15 protein-coding genes are annotated in these 17,010 nt (G+C 38.5%); 10 read left to right on the top strand and 5 right to left on the bottom strand.

Annotated features, from left to right (window positions below; genetic code table 11):
• The first annotated feature begins 28 nt into the window (after positions 1–28).
• The 3 genes from murC to QNH24_RS19775 all read left to right on the top strand — a co-directional run bounded on the left by murC (position 29) and on the right by QNH24_RS19775 (position 2,581).
• The gene (gene murC, locus QNH24_RS19785) at positions 29–1,342 is read left to right on the top strand and encodes a UDP-N-acetylmuramate--L-alanine ligase (protein ID WP_283869206.1); all 1,314 of its coding nucleotides are present in this window, start codon (positions 29–31) and stop codon (positions 1,340–1,342) included.
• Positions 1,343–1,453: 111 nt separating this feature from the next.
• A complete protein-coding gene (locus QNH24_RS19780) occupies positions 1,454–1,948 on the top strand; it encodes a DUF948 domain-containing protein (RefSeq protein WP_283869205.1) in 495 nt (164 codons plus the stop codon).
• Between the two features lie 132 nt (positions 1,949–2,080).
• Entirely contained in the window at positions 2,081–2,581 is a 501-nt protein-coding gene (locus QNH24_RS19775; protein WP_283869204.1) for a YtxH domain-containing protein, read from the top strand.
• A 60-nt stretch (positions 2,582–2,641) separates the two neighbouring features.
• On the opposite strand, the gene QNH24_RS19770 is transcribed toward QNH24_RS19775, so the two are convergent.
• Positions 2,642–4,795, bottom strand: a complete 2,154-nt coding sequence (locus tag QNH24_RS19770) for a cell division FtsA domain-containing protein (protein ID WP_283869203.1) — start codon at positions 4,793–4,795, stop codon at positions 2,642–2,644.
• A gap of 173 nt (positions 4,796–4,968) precedes the next feature.
• Here QNH24_RS19770 and QNH24_RS19765 point away from each other — a divergent pair, with 173 nt between their 5' ends.
• Both QNH24_RS19765 and ccpA read left to right on the top strand, forming a co-directional pair.
• Entirely contained in the window at positions 4,969–6,054 is a 1,086-nt protein-coding gene (locus QNH24_RS19765) for a bifunctional 3-deoxy-7-phosphoheptulonate synthase/chorismate mutase (protein ID WP_283869202.1), read from the top strand.
• Positions 6,055–6,236: 182 nt separating this feature from the next.
• Positions 6,237–7,241: a catabolite control protein A gene (ccpA, locus tag QNH24_RS19760; RefSeq protein ID WP_049667456.1), complete on the top strand. Its 1,005-nt coding sequence runs from the start codon at positions 6,237–6,239 to the stop codon at positions 7,239–7,241.
• A gap of 207 nt (positions 7,242–7,448) precedes the next feature.
• Here ccpA and QNH24_RS19755 read toward each other — a convergent pair whose 3' ends face one another.
• Genes QNH24_RS19755 through QNH24_RS19745 form a run of 3 tightly spaced genes read right to left on the bottom strand, consistent with a single transcriptional unit; the run spans position 7,449 to position 9,913 of the window.
• A complete protein-coding gene (locus QNH24_RS19755) occupies positions 7,449–8,609 on the bottom strand; it encodes an acetoin utilization protein AcuC (RefSeq protein ID WP_283869201.1) in 1,161 nt (386 codons plus the stop codon).
• Complete coding sequence (locus QNH24_RS19750; RefSeq protein ID WP_283869200.1) at positions 8,606–9,256, bottom strand: acetoin utilization AcuB family protein; 651 nt, start codon at positions 9,254–9,256, stop codon at positions 8,606–8,608. The genes QNH24_RS19755 and QNH24_RS19750 overlap by 4 nt, the downstream gene beginning before the upstream one ends.
• A gap of 24 nt (positions 9,257–9,280) precedes the next feature.
• The gene (locus QNH24_RS19745; RefSeq protein ID WP_283869199.1) at positions 9,281–9,913 is read right to left on the bottom strand and encodes a GNAT family N-acetyltransferase; all 633 of its coding nucleotides are present in this window, start codon (positions 9,911–9,913) and stop codon (positions 9,281–9,283) included.
• Positions 9,914–10,259: 346 nt separating this feature from the next.
• Here QNH24_RS19745 and acsA point away from each other — a divergent pair, with 346 nt between their 5' ends.
• Positions 10,260–11,987 carry an acetate--CoA ligase gene (gene acsA / locus QNH24_RS19740; protein ID WP_430674208.1) on the top strand — a complete coding sequence of 576 codons (1,728 nt, stop codon included), beginning with the start codon at positions 10,260–10,262 and terminating at the stop codon, positions 11,985–11,987.
• A 71-nt stretch (positions 11,988–12,058) separates the two neighbouring features.
• On the opposite strand, the gene QNH24_RS19735 is transcribed toward acsA, so the two are convergent.
• Positions 12,059–12,424 carry a hypothetical protein gene (locus tag QNH24_RS19735; protein ID WP_054771388.1) on the bottom strand — a complete coding sequence of 122 codons (366 nt, stop codon included), beginning with the start codon at positions 12,422–12,424 and terminating at the stop codon, positions 12,059–12,061.
• Positions 12,425–12,684: 260 nt separating this feature from the next.
• On the opposite strand from QNH24_RS19735, the gene argC reads away from it, so the two are divergent.
• From argC to argD, 4 genes are all read left to right on the top strand, one after another.
• The gene (argC, locus tag QNH24_RS19730) at positions 12,685–13,719 is read left to right on the top strand and encodes an N-acetyl-gamma-glutamyl-phosphate reductase (protein WP_283869198.1); all 1,035 of its coding nucleotides are present in this window, start codon (positions 12,685–12,687) and stop codon (positions 13,717–13,719) included.
• A 101-nt stretch (positions 13,720–13,820) separates the two neighbouring features.
• Positions 13,821–15,053 (top strand): bifunctional glutamate N-acetyltransferase/amino-acid acetyltransferase ArgJ, encoded by a 1,233-nt coding sequence (gene argJ / locus QNH24_RS19725; protein WP_283869197.1) that lies wholly within the window; start codon positions 13,821–13,823, stop codon positions 15,051–15,053.
• Positions 15,016–15,804: an acetylglutamate kinase gene (gene argB / locus QNH24_RS19720; protein ID WP_283869196.1), complete on the top strand. Its 789-nt coding sequence runs from the start codon at positions 15,016–15,018 to the stop codon at positions 15,802–15,804. Before argJ ends, argB begins: the two co-directional genes overlap by 38 nt.
• A 36-nt stretch (positions 15,805–15,840) precedes the next feature.
• A complete protein-coding gene (gene argD / locus QNH24_RS19715) occupies positions 15,841–16,971 on the top strand; it encodes an acetylornithine transaminase (RefSeq protein ID WP_283869195.1) in 1,131 nt (376 codons plus the stop codon).
• Positions 16,972–17,010 lie beyond the last annotated feature (39 nt).

Here is a 17,010-nt window from a genome sequence, read left to right as displayed (position 1 = left end):
ATATTGATATTCCCGGGGGGTTTAATTAATGACAGTTTTTCATTTCACAGGCATTAAAGGTTCTGGCATGAGTTCACTTGCACAAATCTTATTTGATGCTGGTGAACAAGTACAGGGCTCAGATGTTGATAAATATTTCTTCACAGAACAGCCGTTACGTGAACGTAATATTCCAATTTTTACATTTAATCCAGATAATATTAAAGAAGGTATGACAATTATTGCAGGAAATGCTTTTCCTGATGATCATCCTGAATTAGTGCGAGCACGAGAAATTGGTGTAGAGATTATTCGCTATCATAAGTTCCTAGGGGAATACATTGGAAATTATACATCAATTGCCATTACAGGTGCACATGGTAAAACTTCAACAACTGGCTTAATGTCACATGTTGTCGGAGGATATAAACCCACTTCTTATTTAATCGGTGATGGAACAGGAGCTGGGCATGAAAATGCAGAATTCTTTGTGATGGAAGCGTGTGAATACCGCCGTCACTTCTTAGCATATAATCCAGATTACGCTGTCATGACTAATATCGATTTTGACCATCCAGATTATTTTGCTAATATAGAGGATGTTTATTCTGCCTTTCAATCATTGGCTTTACAGGTGAAAAAAGCAATTATTGCTTGTGGTGATGATGAACATTTACAACGTATTCAAGCAAAGGTACCTGTTGTTTATTATGGCTTTGGAGAAGAGAATGATTTTGAAGCACGTAATGTGGATAAAACAACAGAGGGTACTAAATTTGATGTTTTCGTGCGCAATGAATTTTACAGTACATTCTTTATCCCATTGTTTGGGGATCATGCAGTTTTAAATACATTAGCTGTTATTACACTTTGCCAGTATGAAGGTATCTCACCAGACATTATCCAGGAACGTTTAAATAGTTACAAAGGTGTAAAAAGACGTTTTACAGAAACGGATATTGGCAATAATGTTTTAATAGATGACTATGCCCACCATCCAACGGAAATCCGTGCAACGATTCAATCAGCTCGTCAAAAATTTCCGGAGCGTGAGCTAGTAGCTGTTTTCCAACCACATACATTTACACGTACACAAGCTTTTTTACAGGATTTCGCGGATAGTCTAAGTCTTGCAGATACAGCATATTTATGTGATATATTTGGCTCTGCAAGAGAAACACAAGGCGCGCTATCCATCCATGATTTGGCGTCGTTAATTGAAGGCAGTGCAGTGATTACCACTGAAGGAATTGGAATCTTAACAAAACATGAGGGCGCAGTATTTTTATTTATGGGCGCAGGCGATGTTCACAAATTCCAAGATGCTTTTGAAAACGTGTTAAAAAACAACGAAACAGCTTAGTCCGTAAGGAATAAGCTGTTTTTTCTCAAAAATTGAGAAGGAATTCAGTTTTTTTTGTCGAAGATAGGGAAAGTAATAGTAAAGAGAATTTTACTAGCAGGAGGTCTTTTTATGGAAGTCATTTTGTATATTGCGGCGATTATAGCAGCAATCGGTTTTTTAATTTTATGTGTGAGTGTCGGCATGACGCTATTCTCGCTTAAATCCATTCTAAACAGCTTAGCAGGAACTTTATCAGGTATTGAAGGACAAATGGAAGGTATTACACGTGAAACGACTTCCTTATTAACCAAAACGAATAGTTTGGCAGAGGATATTCAGCAAAAATCAGAACAGTTAAATTCTGTTGTTCATGCAGTCAAAGGAATTGGTGACTCCGTGAACGGTTTAAATACGTCTGTACAGCATATTACTTCCTCTATTTCAAAAAGTGTAGAACAAAATGAGGAAAAAATTGCACAGGTTGTTCAATGGAGTAATGTTGCAATGGGTATTGCTGATAAATGGAAGAAGCGTAAAGTAATTGAGCAGGTTCAAGAAGAAAGCTATGTTTTTGAAGCCGAGCAATCAGACAAGCCTAAAAGAAAATGGGGTCGTAAAAAGTGATTATTATTCAGTAGACATTTTTGTGTCATCTGAATAAAAATAAAGTCTTAGACATAAGTTGAAGATGCATCAACAAAAGTAGATGGACAACCAGTCTAGGCACATGAATATAAGATGGGGAGGAATTGTTGCATGTCAACTCAAAAGCCAAATTTTAACGAAGTGAAGGAACAACAGCTTGAAAGTTCATTGCCACAGCTTTATCATCCGCAAGAATCTATTTATGAAGAGGAGCGTGTGAACATGAAAGATTTTGTTATTGGCGCATTAGTTGGGGGTATAGTTGGTGCAGCTGCCGGCTTACTACTAGCTCCAAAATCAGGAAAGGATTTACGGAGTGATGTAGCTGTACAAGCTGTAAATTTAAAAGATAAGAGTGCGGATTTTTCAACGACAGCAAAAGATAAAACGGTTCAATTGTCGAAACAAATACAAGAGCAATCTACACATTTAGTAGAGAAAGTAAAAACGTTAAAAACTGCAAAAGCGCCGACTGTATTTGACGACGGAACTGTTTCATTCGAGGGTGAGGAACCGTTAGAGGATTATGCTCCTAATGAAGAGCCTCAAGCAGAAGAGGCAGCTGAAACAAAGGAACAAGCCGAAGAAAAAAATGAAGAGGTTCGAGCTTAAAGCTTAAAAAAAGGGAAACGATATGTTCTTAAAGGACATATCGTTTCCCTTTTTAATTTCTTAGAAGATAGTTGCCTCCTCCAATAAAATTTCTAATTTATCCCCACCGAAGATTTCCATATCAAAGTTAGCAGGTTGTCCATTTCGTAAAATGGTGAAGTTTCCTTTAAATGTTGTGGGTAGCTGCCAGTTAGAGAAACGGAAGACATCTTGGTAGATCCAACGGCTTCGATCCTTCTCTATAAATGAAACTGTCGCTCCATTTGGCACCGTTGACAGTGGTGAAACAACGCTATTGTTGACGAGCACCTCATTAGCCATCTTTTTCAGCTCCAGCATCTCGTTCTGGAAATGAATGATGATGTTATCCTCTAGTAAAATATTCATTTGATCAGCTATTCGTTGTACGGTTGGTAATGCTTGCTGCTGAAAAGTAATGCTGTCTTCATCCTGTACTGCATATGACAGTTTAGCTGGCTTATCGTTTATCATTAGCTGTGCGGAAAACTCAGGTAGGTAAAGTGGTTTTCCATCTACTTGAATATAAAAGGATTCAAATTGCTTTAATAAAGCCCAATTATTTGTTAGCTTAAATATTTCTTCAACTGTATCTGCGATTTCAAAAGCAACAACATCCCGATCCTTTAACGCACTATCGAGTGAGGCAGGGGAACCATTTACTGTAATTTTTGGTTCAATGACATATTTTGTATGTTGAATCATTATCGTTTTGATAGCTGCATTGTCAACAATATCTCTTACAGTTGCTACTGCTGGCTGCCCGTCTTGACCTTCAATTAGTTGGATAGCGTCCCCAGTTTTAATCATTGTTTTAGTAGAAGCTTGCTGTCCATTTACTAAAATTTCCGCAGGCTGTCCGTGACCACCAGGGATGAAAATATCTTGTCCATTTACGCTAACTGACAATCCAAGCCCTGGCTTTCCATACAATTGTTTTGCACGAATATTTGCAGCTAAAAAAGCATCAGCAACGGTCATTTCTTTTAATTCAAAAAGACGAACCACTTGATCATTCACAGTAAGGCTCATATATTGAATCGGCATTTTTTTTGCCGCAATGGCAATACCAATTGGCGTCACCAATTCAGGTGATGCTTTAATATGATCTTCCTTCGTTAGATTTTGTATGGCATCTATTCCTCGAACGGCAATACGATTTTCTGGTAAGTCTAATACTGCCCCAAGTTCAGTTGTTAGGTTTGGTGTTAAGCTTCCACCCCCAACAAGCATGACAGCCTTAGGAGCGGTGCGATTATTAAGTCGTAATATTTCTTCTCCTATGGCTTTAGCAAGTTGTTTGACAGCTGGATCAATTGCTTTAAGAACTTCTTCTTTTGAGAAATATTGATCAAAGCCTAAGATATCCTGAATTAAAATTTCCTCTTCTGTTTGTAATTGTCTTTTTGCTTTTTCAGCTACTGGGAAGTCAAGTAAATAGTGATCGCTCAATGCCTCCGTAATTTCATCTCCAGCTGTAGGTACCATCCCATAGGCAACGACTGTGCTTTTATCAGTGATGGCAATATCTGATGTTCCTGCGCCGATATCAACAAGTGCAACATTTAAACGGCGCATTGTTGGAGGAATAAGCACGTTAATAGCTGCAATTGGCTCTAAAGTAAGTGCGTCCATTTCTAAATCAGCACGTTTTAGTGCAGCAATAAGTGATTCTACGACTACTCGGGGTAGAAACGTGGCAATCACTTCAATTTGCGCCTCATCTCCTTGTTGATCAAGTAAGCTACCAATTTCCTCACCATCTAATCGATAATATAGAACAGAATAGCCTACACAATAGTAGTGACTTATTTTTGCATCCTCTTTCTGCTGCAAAAGCTGCTGCTGAGCTTGTTGTACAGCTTGTAGTTCTAATCGGCTTATATCCTCCTCAGTGAAAATTGGGCGATTTCGTATATTAATGGTCACGCTCGCCTGTTCTGTTTTCAATGAGCGACCAGCTGCAGCTACACTTACTTTTGTTAAGCTACCATGTTTATCCTCAAGCTCATGCTTTATTTCATTAATTAAATCTGCCACATACATGACATTATGTATTTGACCATCGACCATAGCACGTTCTTTATGTTCTTTCACTAAAATATCTTCGACGTGAAAGTGGTCATTATTTTCAGTTAAGATAATGCCGACAACTGAACGTGTTCCAATATCAAGTGCAAATAGTTTTGAACTCAATGTAATCGCTTCCTTTCTTGTAATATTGCAAAATAATTTAGCGAGTTGAAGCGCTAAATTAAAAATACGTGACATTCTGATCAACATTGATTATAATATTGCTAATATCTAAAAATGTAACATACATTTCAGAGTTCTGAAAGTGTCTGTCATGATGAGAGGAGCAAGAAAGCATGAGCCAAAAAGATTTAGAAAGCTTACGTAGTCAAATAGACGACTTAAACCTAGAAATTCTTCGTCTAATTAACGAACGTGCAGCTGTAGTGAATGAAATCGGTAAAATTAAAGAAAAACAAGGTGTGAATCGCTATGATCCGCTACGTGAAAGACACATGCTTGATCTTATTAAAGAACACAATCAGGGTCCATTAAACCAAATGACGGTTGATTATATATTTAAACAAATCTTTAAAACTGCTTTAAAACAACTTGAAGCAGATAAGAAGAAGGAATTGCTTGTATCTCGTAAGAAAAAATCAGAAGATACAGTGATCAATATCAATGGTGAGTTAATTGGCCAAGGAAAACCATCTTTCGTATTTGGACCTTGTGCTGTAGAATCATACGAGCAAGTTGCAGCAGTAGCAGCATCTATTAAAGCAAAAGGTGAAAAATTGATTCGTGGTGGTGCATACAAGCCACGTACTTCTCCATATGACTTCCAAGGACTTGGATTAGAAGGTCTTAAAATATTAAAACGTGTGTCAGAGGAATACGGTTTAGGTGTCATTACGGAAATTGTTACACCAGGTCATTTAGAGGAAGCATTAGATTATATCGATGTGATCCAAATTGGTGCACGTAATATGCAAAACTTCGAGTTATTAAAAGCAGCAGGTGCAACAAACAAACCTGTCCTATTAAAACGAGGCTTAGCAGCAACAATCGATGAATTCATTCACGCAGCAGAATACATTATGTCTAAAGGGAATGAAAACATCATCCTGTGTGAGCGCGGTATCCGTACTTATGAGAAAGCTACACGTAACACATTAGATATTTCAGCTGTACCAGTTTTAAAACAAGAAACACATTTGCCAGTATTCGTAGATGTTACACATTCAACAGGACGTCGTGATTTATTATTACCATGTGCGAAAGCAGCTATTGCAATTGGTGCTGATGGTGTAATGGCTGAAGTGCATCCAGATCCATCTGTAGCACTTTCAGACTCACAACAGCAAATGGATATCCCTACATTTGACGCATTCTATGAAACACTGCAAAAATTCATGAAAAACTATGAAATTCATGCTTAAATTGTTTTAAAATATACCGCTTGCTAAATCAGCAGGCGGTTTTTACTATATCGTGACGAAATAATGTCTAGAATAGTACTATTTGAACTTGGTTTTTCTTATCGTGTACGTACTTCTTCTTGAAAAGAATATGAAAATTATCGTATGATAAGGCTATAAAAGGAAAAAGGGAGGCACGTACGATGACTGTTACAATTTATGATGTTGCAAGAGAAGCAAATGTTTCAATGGCAACGGTCTCTCGTGTAGTCAACGGCAATCAAAACGTAAAGCCAGCAACACGAAAAAAAGTATTAGAAGTAATTGAACGATTAGAATATCGTCCAAACGCAGTAGCGCGAGGATTAGCCAGTAAGAAAACAACAACAGTTGGCGTGATTATCCCAGATATTGCAAACAATGTTTATGCGGAGCTGGCACGTGGTGTAGAGGATATTGCAACCATGTACCGTTACAATATTATTTTAGCTAACTCAGATCAACATGAAGATAAAGAGCTACAGTTACTGGATACAATGTTGGGCAAACAGGTAGATGGGATTGTCATGATGAGTGATGAAGTGACTGAAAAAATGCAACAAACAATGGATCATTCACCAGTACCAATTGTGCTTGCGGGTTCAGTAGATGAATCACAAACAATTGCAACTGTTAATATTGACTATTACCAAGCGGCTTATGAGGCTATCACATTACTTATTCAAAATGGACATAAGCGAATTGCTTTCGTAACAGGTCCACTTACTTATACGATTAATGGAAAATTTAAGCTCGAGGCTTATAAAAAAGCTTTGCAAGATGCAGGCTTACCTATAGATGAATCACTAATTGCTGCAGAGGAATCAAGCTATGATATGGGTCTTGAGGCTTGGGAAACATTATCCTCACTGGAAAATCCCCCAACCGCATATTTTGCTGGCAGTGATGAATTAGCAATTGGACTAATTCATGGTGCACAGGATGCAGGAAAGGATGTACCTGAGGATATCGAAGTAATTAGTTTTGAAAATTCAAAATTAGCACGAATGGTACGGCCACAGCTAACAAGTGTTGCGCTGCCGCTTTATGATATTGGAGCTGTTGCTATGCGCTTACTAACAAAACTAATGAATAAAGAGCCAGTTGAAGATGAAGCGGTTATCTTACCGCATCGTATTGAGCATCGACAATCTGTCAAAAGTAAATAGTCATTAAGAAACACGTAAATTCCCTTGAGGATTTGCGTGTTTTTTTGAATGATGGATAGAACTACTGGTATGTCGGATAGTAACCTCAAAATGATGGATAGAACTGCCGTAATGAAGGATAACGGCCTAAAAGTGATGGATAGAGTGCTAAGTGACATCACAACCAATGAAAAAAGCCCCACGAGAGCTCGTGAGGCATATAATACGTTAAACGCGTTTTTCGTTACGAATAATATGTAGTGCTTTCGCTAACATTTGCGCATTTTTTTCTTCAATCTCTGCCTTTCGGGGAATTGGCTCATACAAGGGATTCGGATCCTCCCAAGTTGGAATAAATGGTACAGGCGCTTCAGGTTGCCAGCGATCTAACCACGCTTGTGGAAGAGGACCTGTTGGCAATTGCTGATCGGTCATTTCTAGCCATAGCATAGACCATGCGCGCGGCACGACACGCCAAATATCGTAGCCACCACCACCAACTGCAATCCATTTGCCACCACAATATTCATGTGCCAATTGATGGGCGAGCTTTGGAATTTCTCTGTAGAGATTTATAGTACCATATAAATGTGTTAATGGATCAAAATAGTGTGCATCAGCACCATTTTGCGTCAGCACAACATCGGGCTTGAAAAATTCAAAAATTTCCCTCATGGATTTTTCATAGATTTCTAAAAAACTCTCATCCTCTGTAAAAGCATCAATTGGAAAATTGAAAGAAGTGCCATAGCCCTGTCCATTTCCTCGTTCTGTTATATTACCAGTTCCGGGGAAAAGGTAACGTCCTGTTTCATGGATAGACAATGTACAAACATCTGGATCTTCATAAAAACTCCATTGTACACCATCCCCATGATGCGCATCGGTATCTACATACAGTACACGAGCATTATATTTTTCCTGCAAATAGCGGATGGCCACTGTACTGTCGTTATATATACAAAAACCGGATGCACGGCCACGGAAGCCATGATGTAGCCCACCACCTAAATTGAGGGCGTGCTCGGCCTTGCCTTCCATAACATAATCGACAGCTGTTAGCGTTCCTCCGACAAGCTGGGCACTTGCTTCATGCATATTCTCAAAAATGGGTGTATCCTCAGTGCCTATGCCATAGCTTTCTCCCTGTGCCTCGGAAAGCTCACCATGACCCGCTTTTTTGACAATATCAACATATTTAGGATCATGTGCGAGTAATAATTCTTCCTCTGTTGCTATACGAGCCGGAACAATGTCCACGTCGTCAAGAGCGTCAATATTTTTTAGCAAATCCATTGTAAGCGTCAAGCGTTTATGATTAAAGGGGTGAGTATCTGAAAATTTATATCCGAGCTGCTCTGGTGAGTATACAAATACTGCCTTTTTCATTGTAATGAAACACCTGGTAAATTAGGCCATAGTACATCGAAGCCCTCTTTACGAAGATCTTCAATCATCGCTAATGGATTCAGAGTTTTCACTCGGACACTTAAAATTTTATTTTGTGTATTTTCAGAGTCAGGATAAACTAAGACGCTTTGGACATTTGCATGATGTTCGTGGAATATCTTTGTGATTTCAAATAAAATCCCTGGTGTGTCAGTTACACGAATTTCAATTTTTGAGCCAGGCTCAGTGGCACCAGTTAATTCAATATAAGTATAAAGTAAATCGGTAGTTGTGACGATTCCAACAAGTTTGCCACCAGAGACAATTGGCAAGCAGCCTACTTTAGATTCATAAAATGTAAGAGCTACCTCCTCAACAAAATCAAGCGGATGACCAACTAGTGGATTTTTAATCATTATTTCTTCCACTTTTGCATTAAATACGGGAGAATTGGGTTCATCCTGCAATGAAGAAGGAAGCGCTTCTTTAATATCTCGTTCTGTGATGACACCAAGAACATGCTGTTCCGCATCTACAACTGGTAAATGACGCACTTTTTTCTCACGCATTAACTTTAGCGCTTCAAGCACTGTATTTGTTGGAGCCAGCGTGTAGGGCTCATCATTCATGATTTCTTCTACGATCATATACGTATCCCCTTTGTGTTGGTTTTAATACATGAAGCGATTTCTAAAACGAAGCTTATCAAATCTTTCCATTGTTTCAGGAGGCACACGCTTTCCCTCGCGTGCCATCAGGCAGTTAGCTGGGTGAGAAGTAATTTCGGGATCATCTGTTGCAAAATATTCGAAGCCAGCGGAGCTCATCATTTTCTCCATCATTTTACGATAATCCCAGACATTTAAGCCAGTTCCTTTTAAGTCCCAATGCCAATAATATTCAGTAGTGATGACAAGATAGTCTTCCATTTCATCTCCCATAAAAGAAACAGCTAGCAATGCTTTACCAGCACCTGTACCACGATATTCAGGTATAACTTCAATAGCGCCTAGCTCAATCATGTTATCAATACGGTCCTCGGCCCAGCGTTCAAGAGGGTCTGGATAGAGATAGGTGACGTAGCCTACGATAATGTCTTCTTGGCGAATAATGATAATTCGCCCTTCAGGAAGTCCTGCAATTTCAATAATAGCTTGCTGCTGCTGCTTAGGAGGTCTAAAGGCAACCAAGCCTTCATGGAATGAATATGTAGCTAATTTTTCTGGAGGAACAGGTCCTTCCACATACACAGTACCATGCTTTGTTTCCTTTGTGACAGAAAAAAAAGTTTTTTTATGTTCCATAATTACACCACCTGAGTTTAATAATTCCATTATAGCTGATTTCTTGCGGAAAAACGCTTATTTTTGCAAAATATACCTGTATTTTTGGAAAAATAAAAATATTAGGACATTCCTAGTGAATTCGTGTAAAATAGATTTATATTGCATCTGTTATTTAACAGATAAATGTAGTGTGAATAAGAATTCATTTGTTTCTTACTACTCAAACTGTTGTATAACACTTGCTACATAACGTAATTGTCTTTGGAGAAGGTGGCAAATTTTAAAGGGGGAAAAGTTATTCATAGGATAATTTAAAGTTTGCTTACTAATGTACTAAAGCGATAGCAAAGAAAGGGGTAGTTTCATGGGGATGAAAATGATGGAGAAGTTAAAAGCAATACCTGGGCAACACAATTTACCTAATTACGAGGAAGCGGCAGCTACACATGATTGGGCAGAGACAGAGAAGGGATTTAGTTGGTACGAAACAGGTCGTGTGAATATGGCGTATGAGGCGATTGATCGACATACGGAAACACATCGTAAGAATAAGGTAGCTCTTTATTTCACTGATGGTAAACGAAAAGAGGCTTATTCTTTTAATGAAATGAAAAAACAAACTAATAAGGCCGCAAATGTCTTAAAATCGGTGACGAATTTAGAAAAAGGGGATCGTTTATTTATTTTCATGCCACGTTCTCCTGAGCTCTATTTTTCATTATTAGGTGCATTAAAAATGGGCGTTATTGTTGGACCTTTGTTTGAGGCATTTATGGAGGGAGCTGTTTACGACCGACTAGCAGACAGTGAAGCGAAAGCATTAGTGACGACACCTGAGTTGCTTGAGCGAGTACCTTTAGAAAAGCTTCCTAATTTACAGCACGTCTTTTTAGTAGGCTCTAATATAGAGGAAACTTCACAAATTTTAGATTTTAATAAACGTCTAAAAGAGGCTTCATCTCAATTTGATATTGAATGGATGGATAGAGAAGATGGCATGATTCTGCATTATACTTCTGGATCAACTGGTGCACCAAAGGGCGTATTACATGTCCATAATGCAATGCTACAACAATATCAATCATCACAATGGGTATTAGATTTGCGTGAGGATGATATTTATTGGTGTACGGCTGATCCAGGATGGGTAACGGGAACGGCATATGGTATTTTTGGTCCATGGTTAAACGGTGTGACAATGCTTATTGTTGGTGGAAGGTTTTCACCACAGGCCTGGTATCAAGCTATTGAGGATTATAGTGTAACAGTTTGGTATAGTGCGCCAACAGCTTTCAGAATGTTGATGGGTGCAGGTAGTGGCATGCTTGAGAATTATGATTTATCTTCTTTACGTCATGTGTTATCTGTTGGTGAGCCGTTAAATCCAGAGGTAATTCGTTGGGGTAGTGAAGAGCTAGGTCATCGTATTCATGATACGTGGTGGATGACGGAAACTGGTGCACATATGATTTGTAACTATCCTTCTATGGATATTAAGCCAGGTTCCATGGGGAAACCATTGCCAGGTATTCATGCAACGATAGTGGATGATGCTGGGAATGAAGTGCCACCATTTACAATGGGGAATCTAGCAGTTCGTCGAGGCTGGCCAGCCATGATGCGTCAAATTTGGGGCAATCCAGAGCGTTATGAGTCATATTTCTTAAAAGGTGAATGGTATGTGTCAGGAGACTCTGCTTATATGGATGATGAAGGTTACTTCTGGTTCCAGGGGCGTGTAGATGATGTGATCATGACGGCTGGTGAGCGTGTTGGGCCTTTCGAGGTTGAAAGCAAGCTATTGGAGCATCCAGATGTAATTGAAGCAGGTGTTATCGGTAAGCCAGACCCTGTACGAGGTGAAATAATTAAAGCCTTTGTTTCATTACGTGAAGGCGTTGAGCCATCAGATACTTTGATTGAAGATATTCGTAATTTTGTCAAGAAGGGCTTATCAGCTCACGCAGCTCCGCGTGAAATTGAATTTAAGGATAAGCTACCAAAAACACGCAGTGGTAAGATTATGCGTCGTGTGTTAAAAGCATGGGAGTTAAATCTACCAACTGGAGATTTGTCGACGATGGAAGACTAATAGATTGTTATCAAACAGGAATTTTTTCAGTCAACGAAAAATTCCTGTTTTTTTTACGCTAAACTTTAAAATTATCCTTCTATAAGCGCTTTATATATTCTTTGATCACCATCTAGTTCAATAATCAAGGTATAAGTGTTTTGATCGTCTGTTGCAAAAATTTCAGTTCCTATAGGTAATTTAGTTGCATAAAAATCTTTAAAAAATAAAGAGGAGGTCGTCGTCTTTTTGATTTCTCCTAATTTATCACTTTTTATGAAATTATCTTTTATTAATTCCGGTTCGGTAACTTTGGTATAGATAAGTTGATTATATTGAAGGATATCTACCTGTGGGTTTTCTTTCAAAATAGATTTTGCAGTTGGATTGTCTGGTATAGCGGATGAACACCCTGCTAGTACTAATAAAAACATGAGGTTACTTATTAACAGCTTCAAAATAAAATACCCTCCCATTTTGGAAATATGTAGTTAACAGATTTCTTGAAAAATTTTAATTATTTATACGTTATTAGTTTAGTAGGTGTTACATCTATTTATTTAAAAAACATTACCATGCCTAATATCGGTTATTACTGCAAGATTGTAAGTATTTTGTATTCATCGAGATTATTAATTTTACAAATAAATAAAAATTCAATTGACTTAATAATTATGCAGTCGTATACTAATTTTAACTTATTTCAGAGGTGAGTGTATTGAAAGTAGGAATTGTTGGTGCAACTGGCTACGGTGGACTGGAGCTTATTCGATTTTTACATAATCATAAAGCAGTAGAGCAGATTGAGTTATTTACATCTTCTGAGGAAGGTGTAATTTTTTCTTCTAAGTTTGGGCATCTCGTTCAAATTGCTGATACACCGTTACAAAAAATTGATTATGAAGCTTTAGAGAAATATGATGTGGTTTTTACAAGTACACCTTCTGGGGTGACTAGTGAGCTTTTGCCCCCATTAGTAGGGAAAGGTCCTAAATTAATAGACTTATCTGGTGACTTTCGGTTAAAAGATCCTACAAGCTATGAAACATGGTATGGCAAGAAAGCAGCACCGCTGGATATTATTCAGCAAAGTGTTTATGGCTTAACTGAATGGAATGCTGAAAATGTACAACAAGCAGCTCTTATTGCCAATCCTGGTTGTTACCCTACTGCGGTTCTACTATCCGTATTACCGCTAATAAAGGAGCGATTAATCGACCCGAGCTTTTTAATAATAGATGCAAAAAGCGGGATTTCTGGAGCTGGAAATAAACCATCACAGACAACACATTTTAGTGAGGCAAATGAAAATTTCTCGATCTATAAAACAAATTCACATCAGCATATCCCTGAAATTGAACAGGCTATTTCAATGTTTGCAGATGTTCAGACAACAATAACTTTTAATACGCATTTAGTACCAATGACACGAGGAATTTTATCGACCTCTTACGCACCGACTATGCCTGGTGCCACAGAGGATCAACTGATTTCTTGTTTAAAAAATACCTATGACAAACATCCATTTGTTCGAATTGTTACGGATGTCAATAGTCTAGGAACAAATCGTGTAAAAGGTTCTAACTATTGTGATATTTTTGTGAAAGTAGACAGCCGAACAAACCGTGCCACGATTGTTGGGGTTATCGATAATTTAGTCAAAGGGGCGGCAGGGCAAGCCATTCAAAATATGAACGTTCAATTTGATTTACCGCAAACAACAGGGCTAGACGTTGTGCCGTTCTTTATTTAATATCGTAACCTCATAAAAATTAGCTTGAAGAAAGCCTTCACTTTATAGCATGCAGGAAACTGTATGCTTCTCTTATTTTAAATTTAAGGAGGAGTTAGTATATGACACTAATAGCATCAACGAATATTATGAAAAAATTATCAAGTAAAAATATTGTCTCACCAAAAGGTTTTAAAGCAGCCGGTCTACATTGTGGTTTAAAACATAAGAAAAAGGATTTGGCCATATTAGTAAGTGAAGTACCAGCTAGTGTTGCGGGTGTATTTACTACCAACGCCGTGCAAGCAGCACCATTAAAGGTAACAAAGGAAGTTGTTTATACAACTAAAAAAATGCAAGCGATGATTGTAAATTCTGGAAATGCGAATGCATGTACAGGAAAGCAAGGTGTAAAGGATGCACAAACAATGCAATCCCTTGCAGCAGAGAAGCTTGGTATTGAAGCAAGTCTAGTGGGGGTTTGTTCAACAGGTGTTATCGGTGAAATGATGAAAATGGAGCCAGTTACAAAAGGGATTACGCAATTAGAACCGAAGGATGATTTAGAAAGTGCTATTGATTTTGCACAGGCGATTTTGACAACTGATACGGTTATGAAAAACACAAGTTATAGTACAACAATTGATGATAAGGAGGTTATTATTGCTGGAGTGGCAAAAGGTTCAGGTATGATTGAGCCGAATATGGCAACGATGCTTGGTTTTATTACAACGGATGCGTATATCGAATCGGAAGTATTGCAGAGTGCATTATCCGATATCACAAATTTGACGTTTAATGCCATTACAGTGGATGGAGATACATCAACAAATGACACTGTTGTGGTTATGGCAAATGGTTTAGCAGGAAACGAAGCTTTAACGCCTGCACATCCAGATTGGCAAAACTTTTATTATACATTGAAAACAGTTGCTCAAGATCTTGCGAAGATGATTGCGAAAGATGGTGAAGGAGCAACAAAGCTAATTGAGGTAGAAGTGGAAGGAGCCATATCACATGAAGAAGCACGTAAAATTGCTAAAACGGTAGTTGGTTCACCACTTGTAAAAACAGCCGTATTCGGATGTGATGCCAACTGGGGACGTATTATTGCGGCAGTAGGCTATAGTGGGGCAACTGTTGATCCAGATAAAATTACGATTCAAATCGGTGGGGCAACAATGGTAAAAAACGGTGAGCCAATACCTTTCTCAGAAGATGAGTTGATTCAAATTTTAAAAATGCATGAGGTAAAAATTTATGTGTCACTTGGTTTAGGTGAGGGCAAGGGGCATGCATGGGGATGTGATTTAACTTATGACTACGTTCAAATCAATGCATCATATCGCTCGTAAACGTATGGTCATTAAGCTTGGCGGCAGTACGTTAGAAGGCTTAAATGAGTCGTTTTTTGAAAATTTTAAAAAGCTTCAAGAAAGCGGGGTAGAGCTTATCATTACGCATGGTGGTGGTCCAGCCATCAACCGTGAACTCGCGGCTCAAAAGGTTGAATCCTATACCTTAAATGGAATCCGTGTCACAAATGAAGCTGCAATTGACATTGTTCAGACAACACTTATTGGAAAAGTTAATCCCGATCTAGTTCATGAATTAACATCAGCAGGCATTACTGCGGTAGGATTAAATGGTTTCGATGGAAAATTAATGGTAGCCGATTATCTTGACAAAGATGTTTATGGATTTGTAGGAGAAGTCAATACAGTTAATACATCCTTGCTAGAAGCATTAATAAGTGCGAATATTGTGCCAGTTATTGCTTGTATCGGAGCGAATGAATCGGGTCAGGCACTGAATATTAATGGAGATACAGTTGCTAGTGAAATCGCATTAGCAATCAAAGCAGACAGTCTATTACTTGTCACAGATGTAAGTGGTGTTCGTATTCATGATGCATATCAATCACAAGCAACGCCTGACTTAATCCATCAATGGATTGAAGAAGGACATATTTACGGTGGTATGATTCCTAAAGTCCAAGGAGCCTTAGAATGCTTAAATGCAGGAATCCCATCTGTCCAAATTGTTGGCGAATCTTTAGTAGGGACGACCATTTTAGATAGTAAAAGAGTTTTCACCCCATTGTAGGGATGATTAAATTTAGTAGAGTAGGGGCTGATAAGAATGAGTGCTTTATTTGGTAACTATGGCAAGCGCCGTGCCCAAATAATCAAAGGACGAGGAACAGTTGTAGAAGATACTGCTGGAAAAAAATATTTAGATTTTACTAGTGGAATAGCTGTAGTAAGTCTAGGTCATGCGCACCACGCGATTGTGAAAGCGATCCAGGAGCAGAGTGAAAGGCTATGGCATATCTCTAATTTATTCGATATACCAGGTCAAGAGAAGGTTGCACAAAAACTAATAGCCGATACACATTTTTCCTATGCATTTTTCTGCAATAGTGGTGCCGAAGCCAATGAAGCGGCTATTAAACTGGCCCGTAAGCATACAGGGAAGCATCATATAATTTCCTTTGAAAAGTCATTCCATGGGAGAACTTTTGGCGCAATGTCCGCAACGGGTCAGGGCAAGGTACATAATGGCTTTGGACCACTTGTCGGTAAATTTACAATTCTTCCTTTTAATGATGTGAATGCCCTTGAAGCAGCCATCGATGATTCTGTAGCAGCCATAATGCTAGAAATGATTCAAGGAGAGGGAGGCGTAAACAGTGTATCTGCGGAATTTGCCGCTGCATTAGCAAAAATCTGTGAAGAAAAAGGAATTCTATTGATCGTTGATGAAGTTCAAACAGGAATAGGACGAACTGGAACAAGATATGCCTTTGAGCAAACAATTTTAAAACCACATATTGTGACATTGGCAAAAGGACTAGGTGGCGGCTTCCCTATCGGTGGTATGCTTGGAACTGCTGAATTATATGACACATTTGGTCCTGGAACCCATGGCACGACATTTGGTGGTAATCCACTCGCGATGAGTGTAGCAGAAACTGTACTTGACCATGTTTTTGATTCCGCATTTTTGCAAAATGTACAGGAGCTATCAGCCTATTTTGTGAATCAGTTAAAGGTGAATCTGCCTTCTACTTACACGGTACAGGGCAAAGGTTTACTGCTTGGAATTGGTTGTGGTACTGCAGAAGTGGCGCCATATATTGCGGCTGCAGAGGAAAAGGGCTTATTATTAGTAGGAGCGGGACCAAACGTTATTCGTATATTACCACCTTTGACAGTAACAAAAGAGGAAATTGATGAAGCGATTACTATTTTAAAAACAATATTGCCCTAATTATTAAAGTTGTATCATTGAAGAATCTGCTAGCATAAA

The organism is Lysinibacillus pakistanensis, assembly GCF_030123245.1.
In the GTDB taxonomy this organism is placed as follows: Bacteria; Bacillota; Bacilli; order Bacillales_A; family Planococcaceae; genus Lysinibacillus; species Lysinibacillus pakistanensis.
Note: the sequence above shows the minus strand (reverse complement) of the source record. Positions and strands in the feature narration are given on the sequence as shown.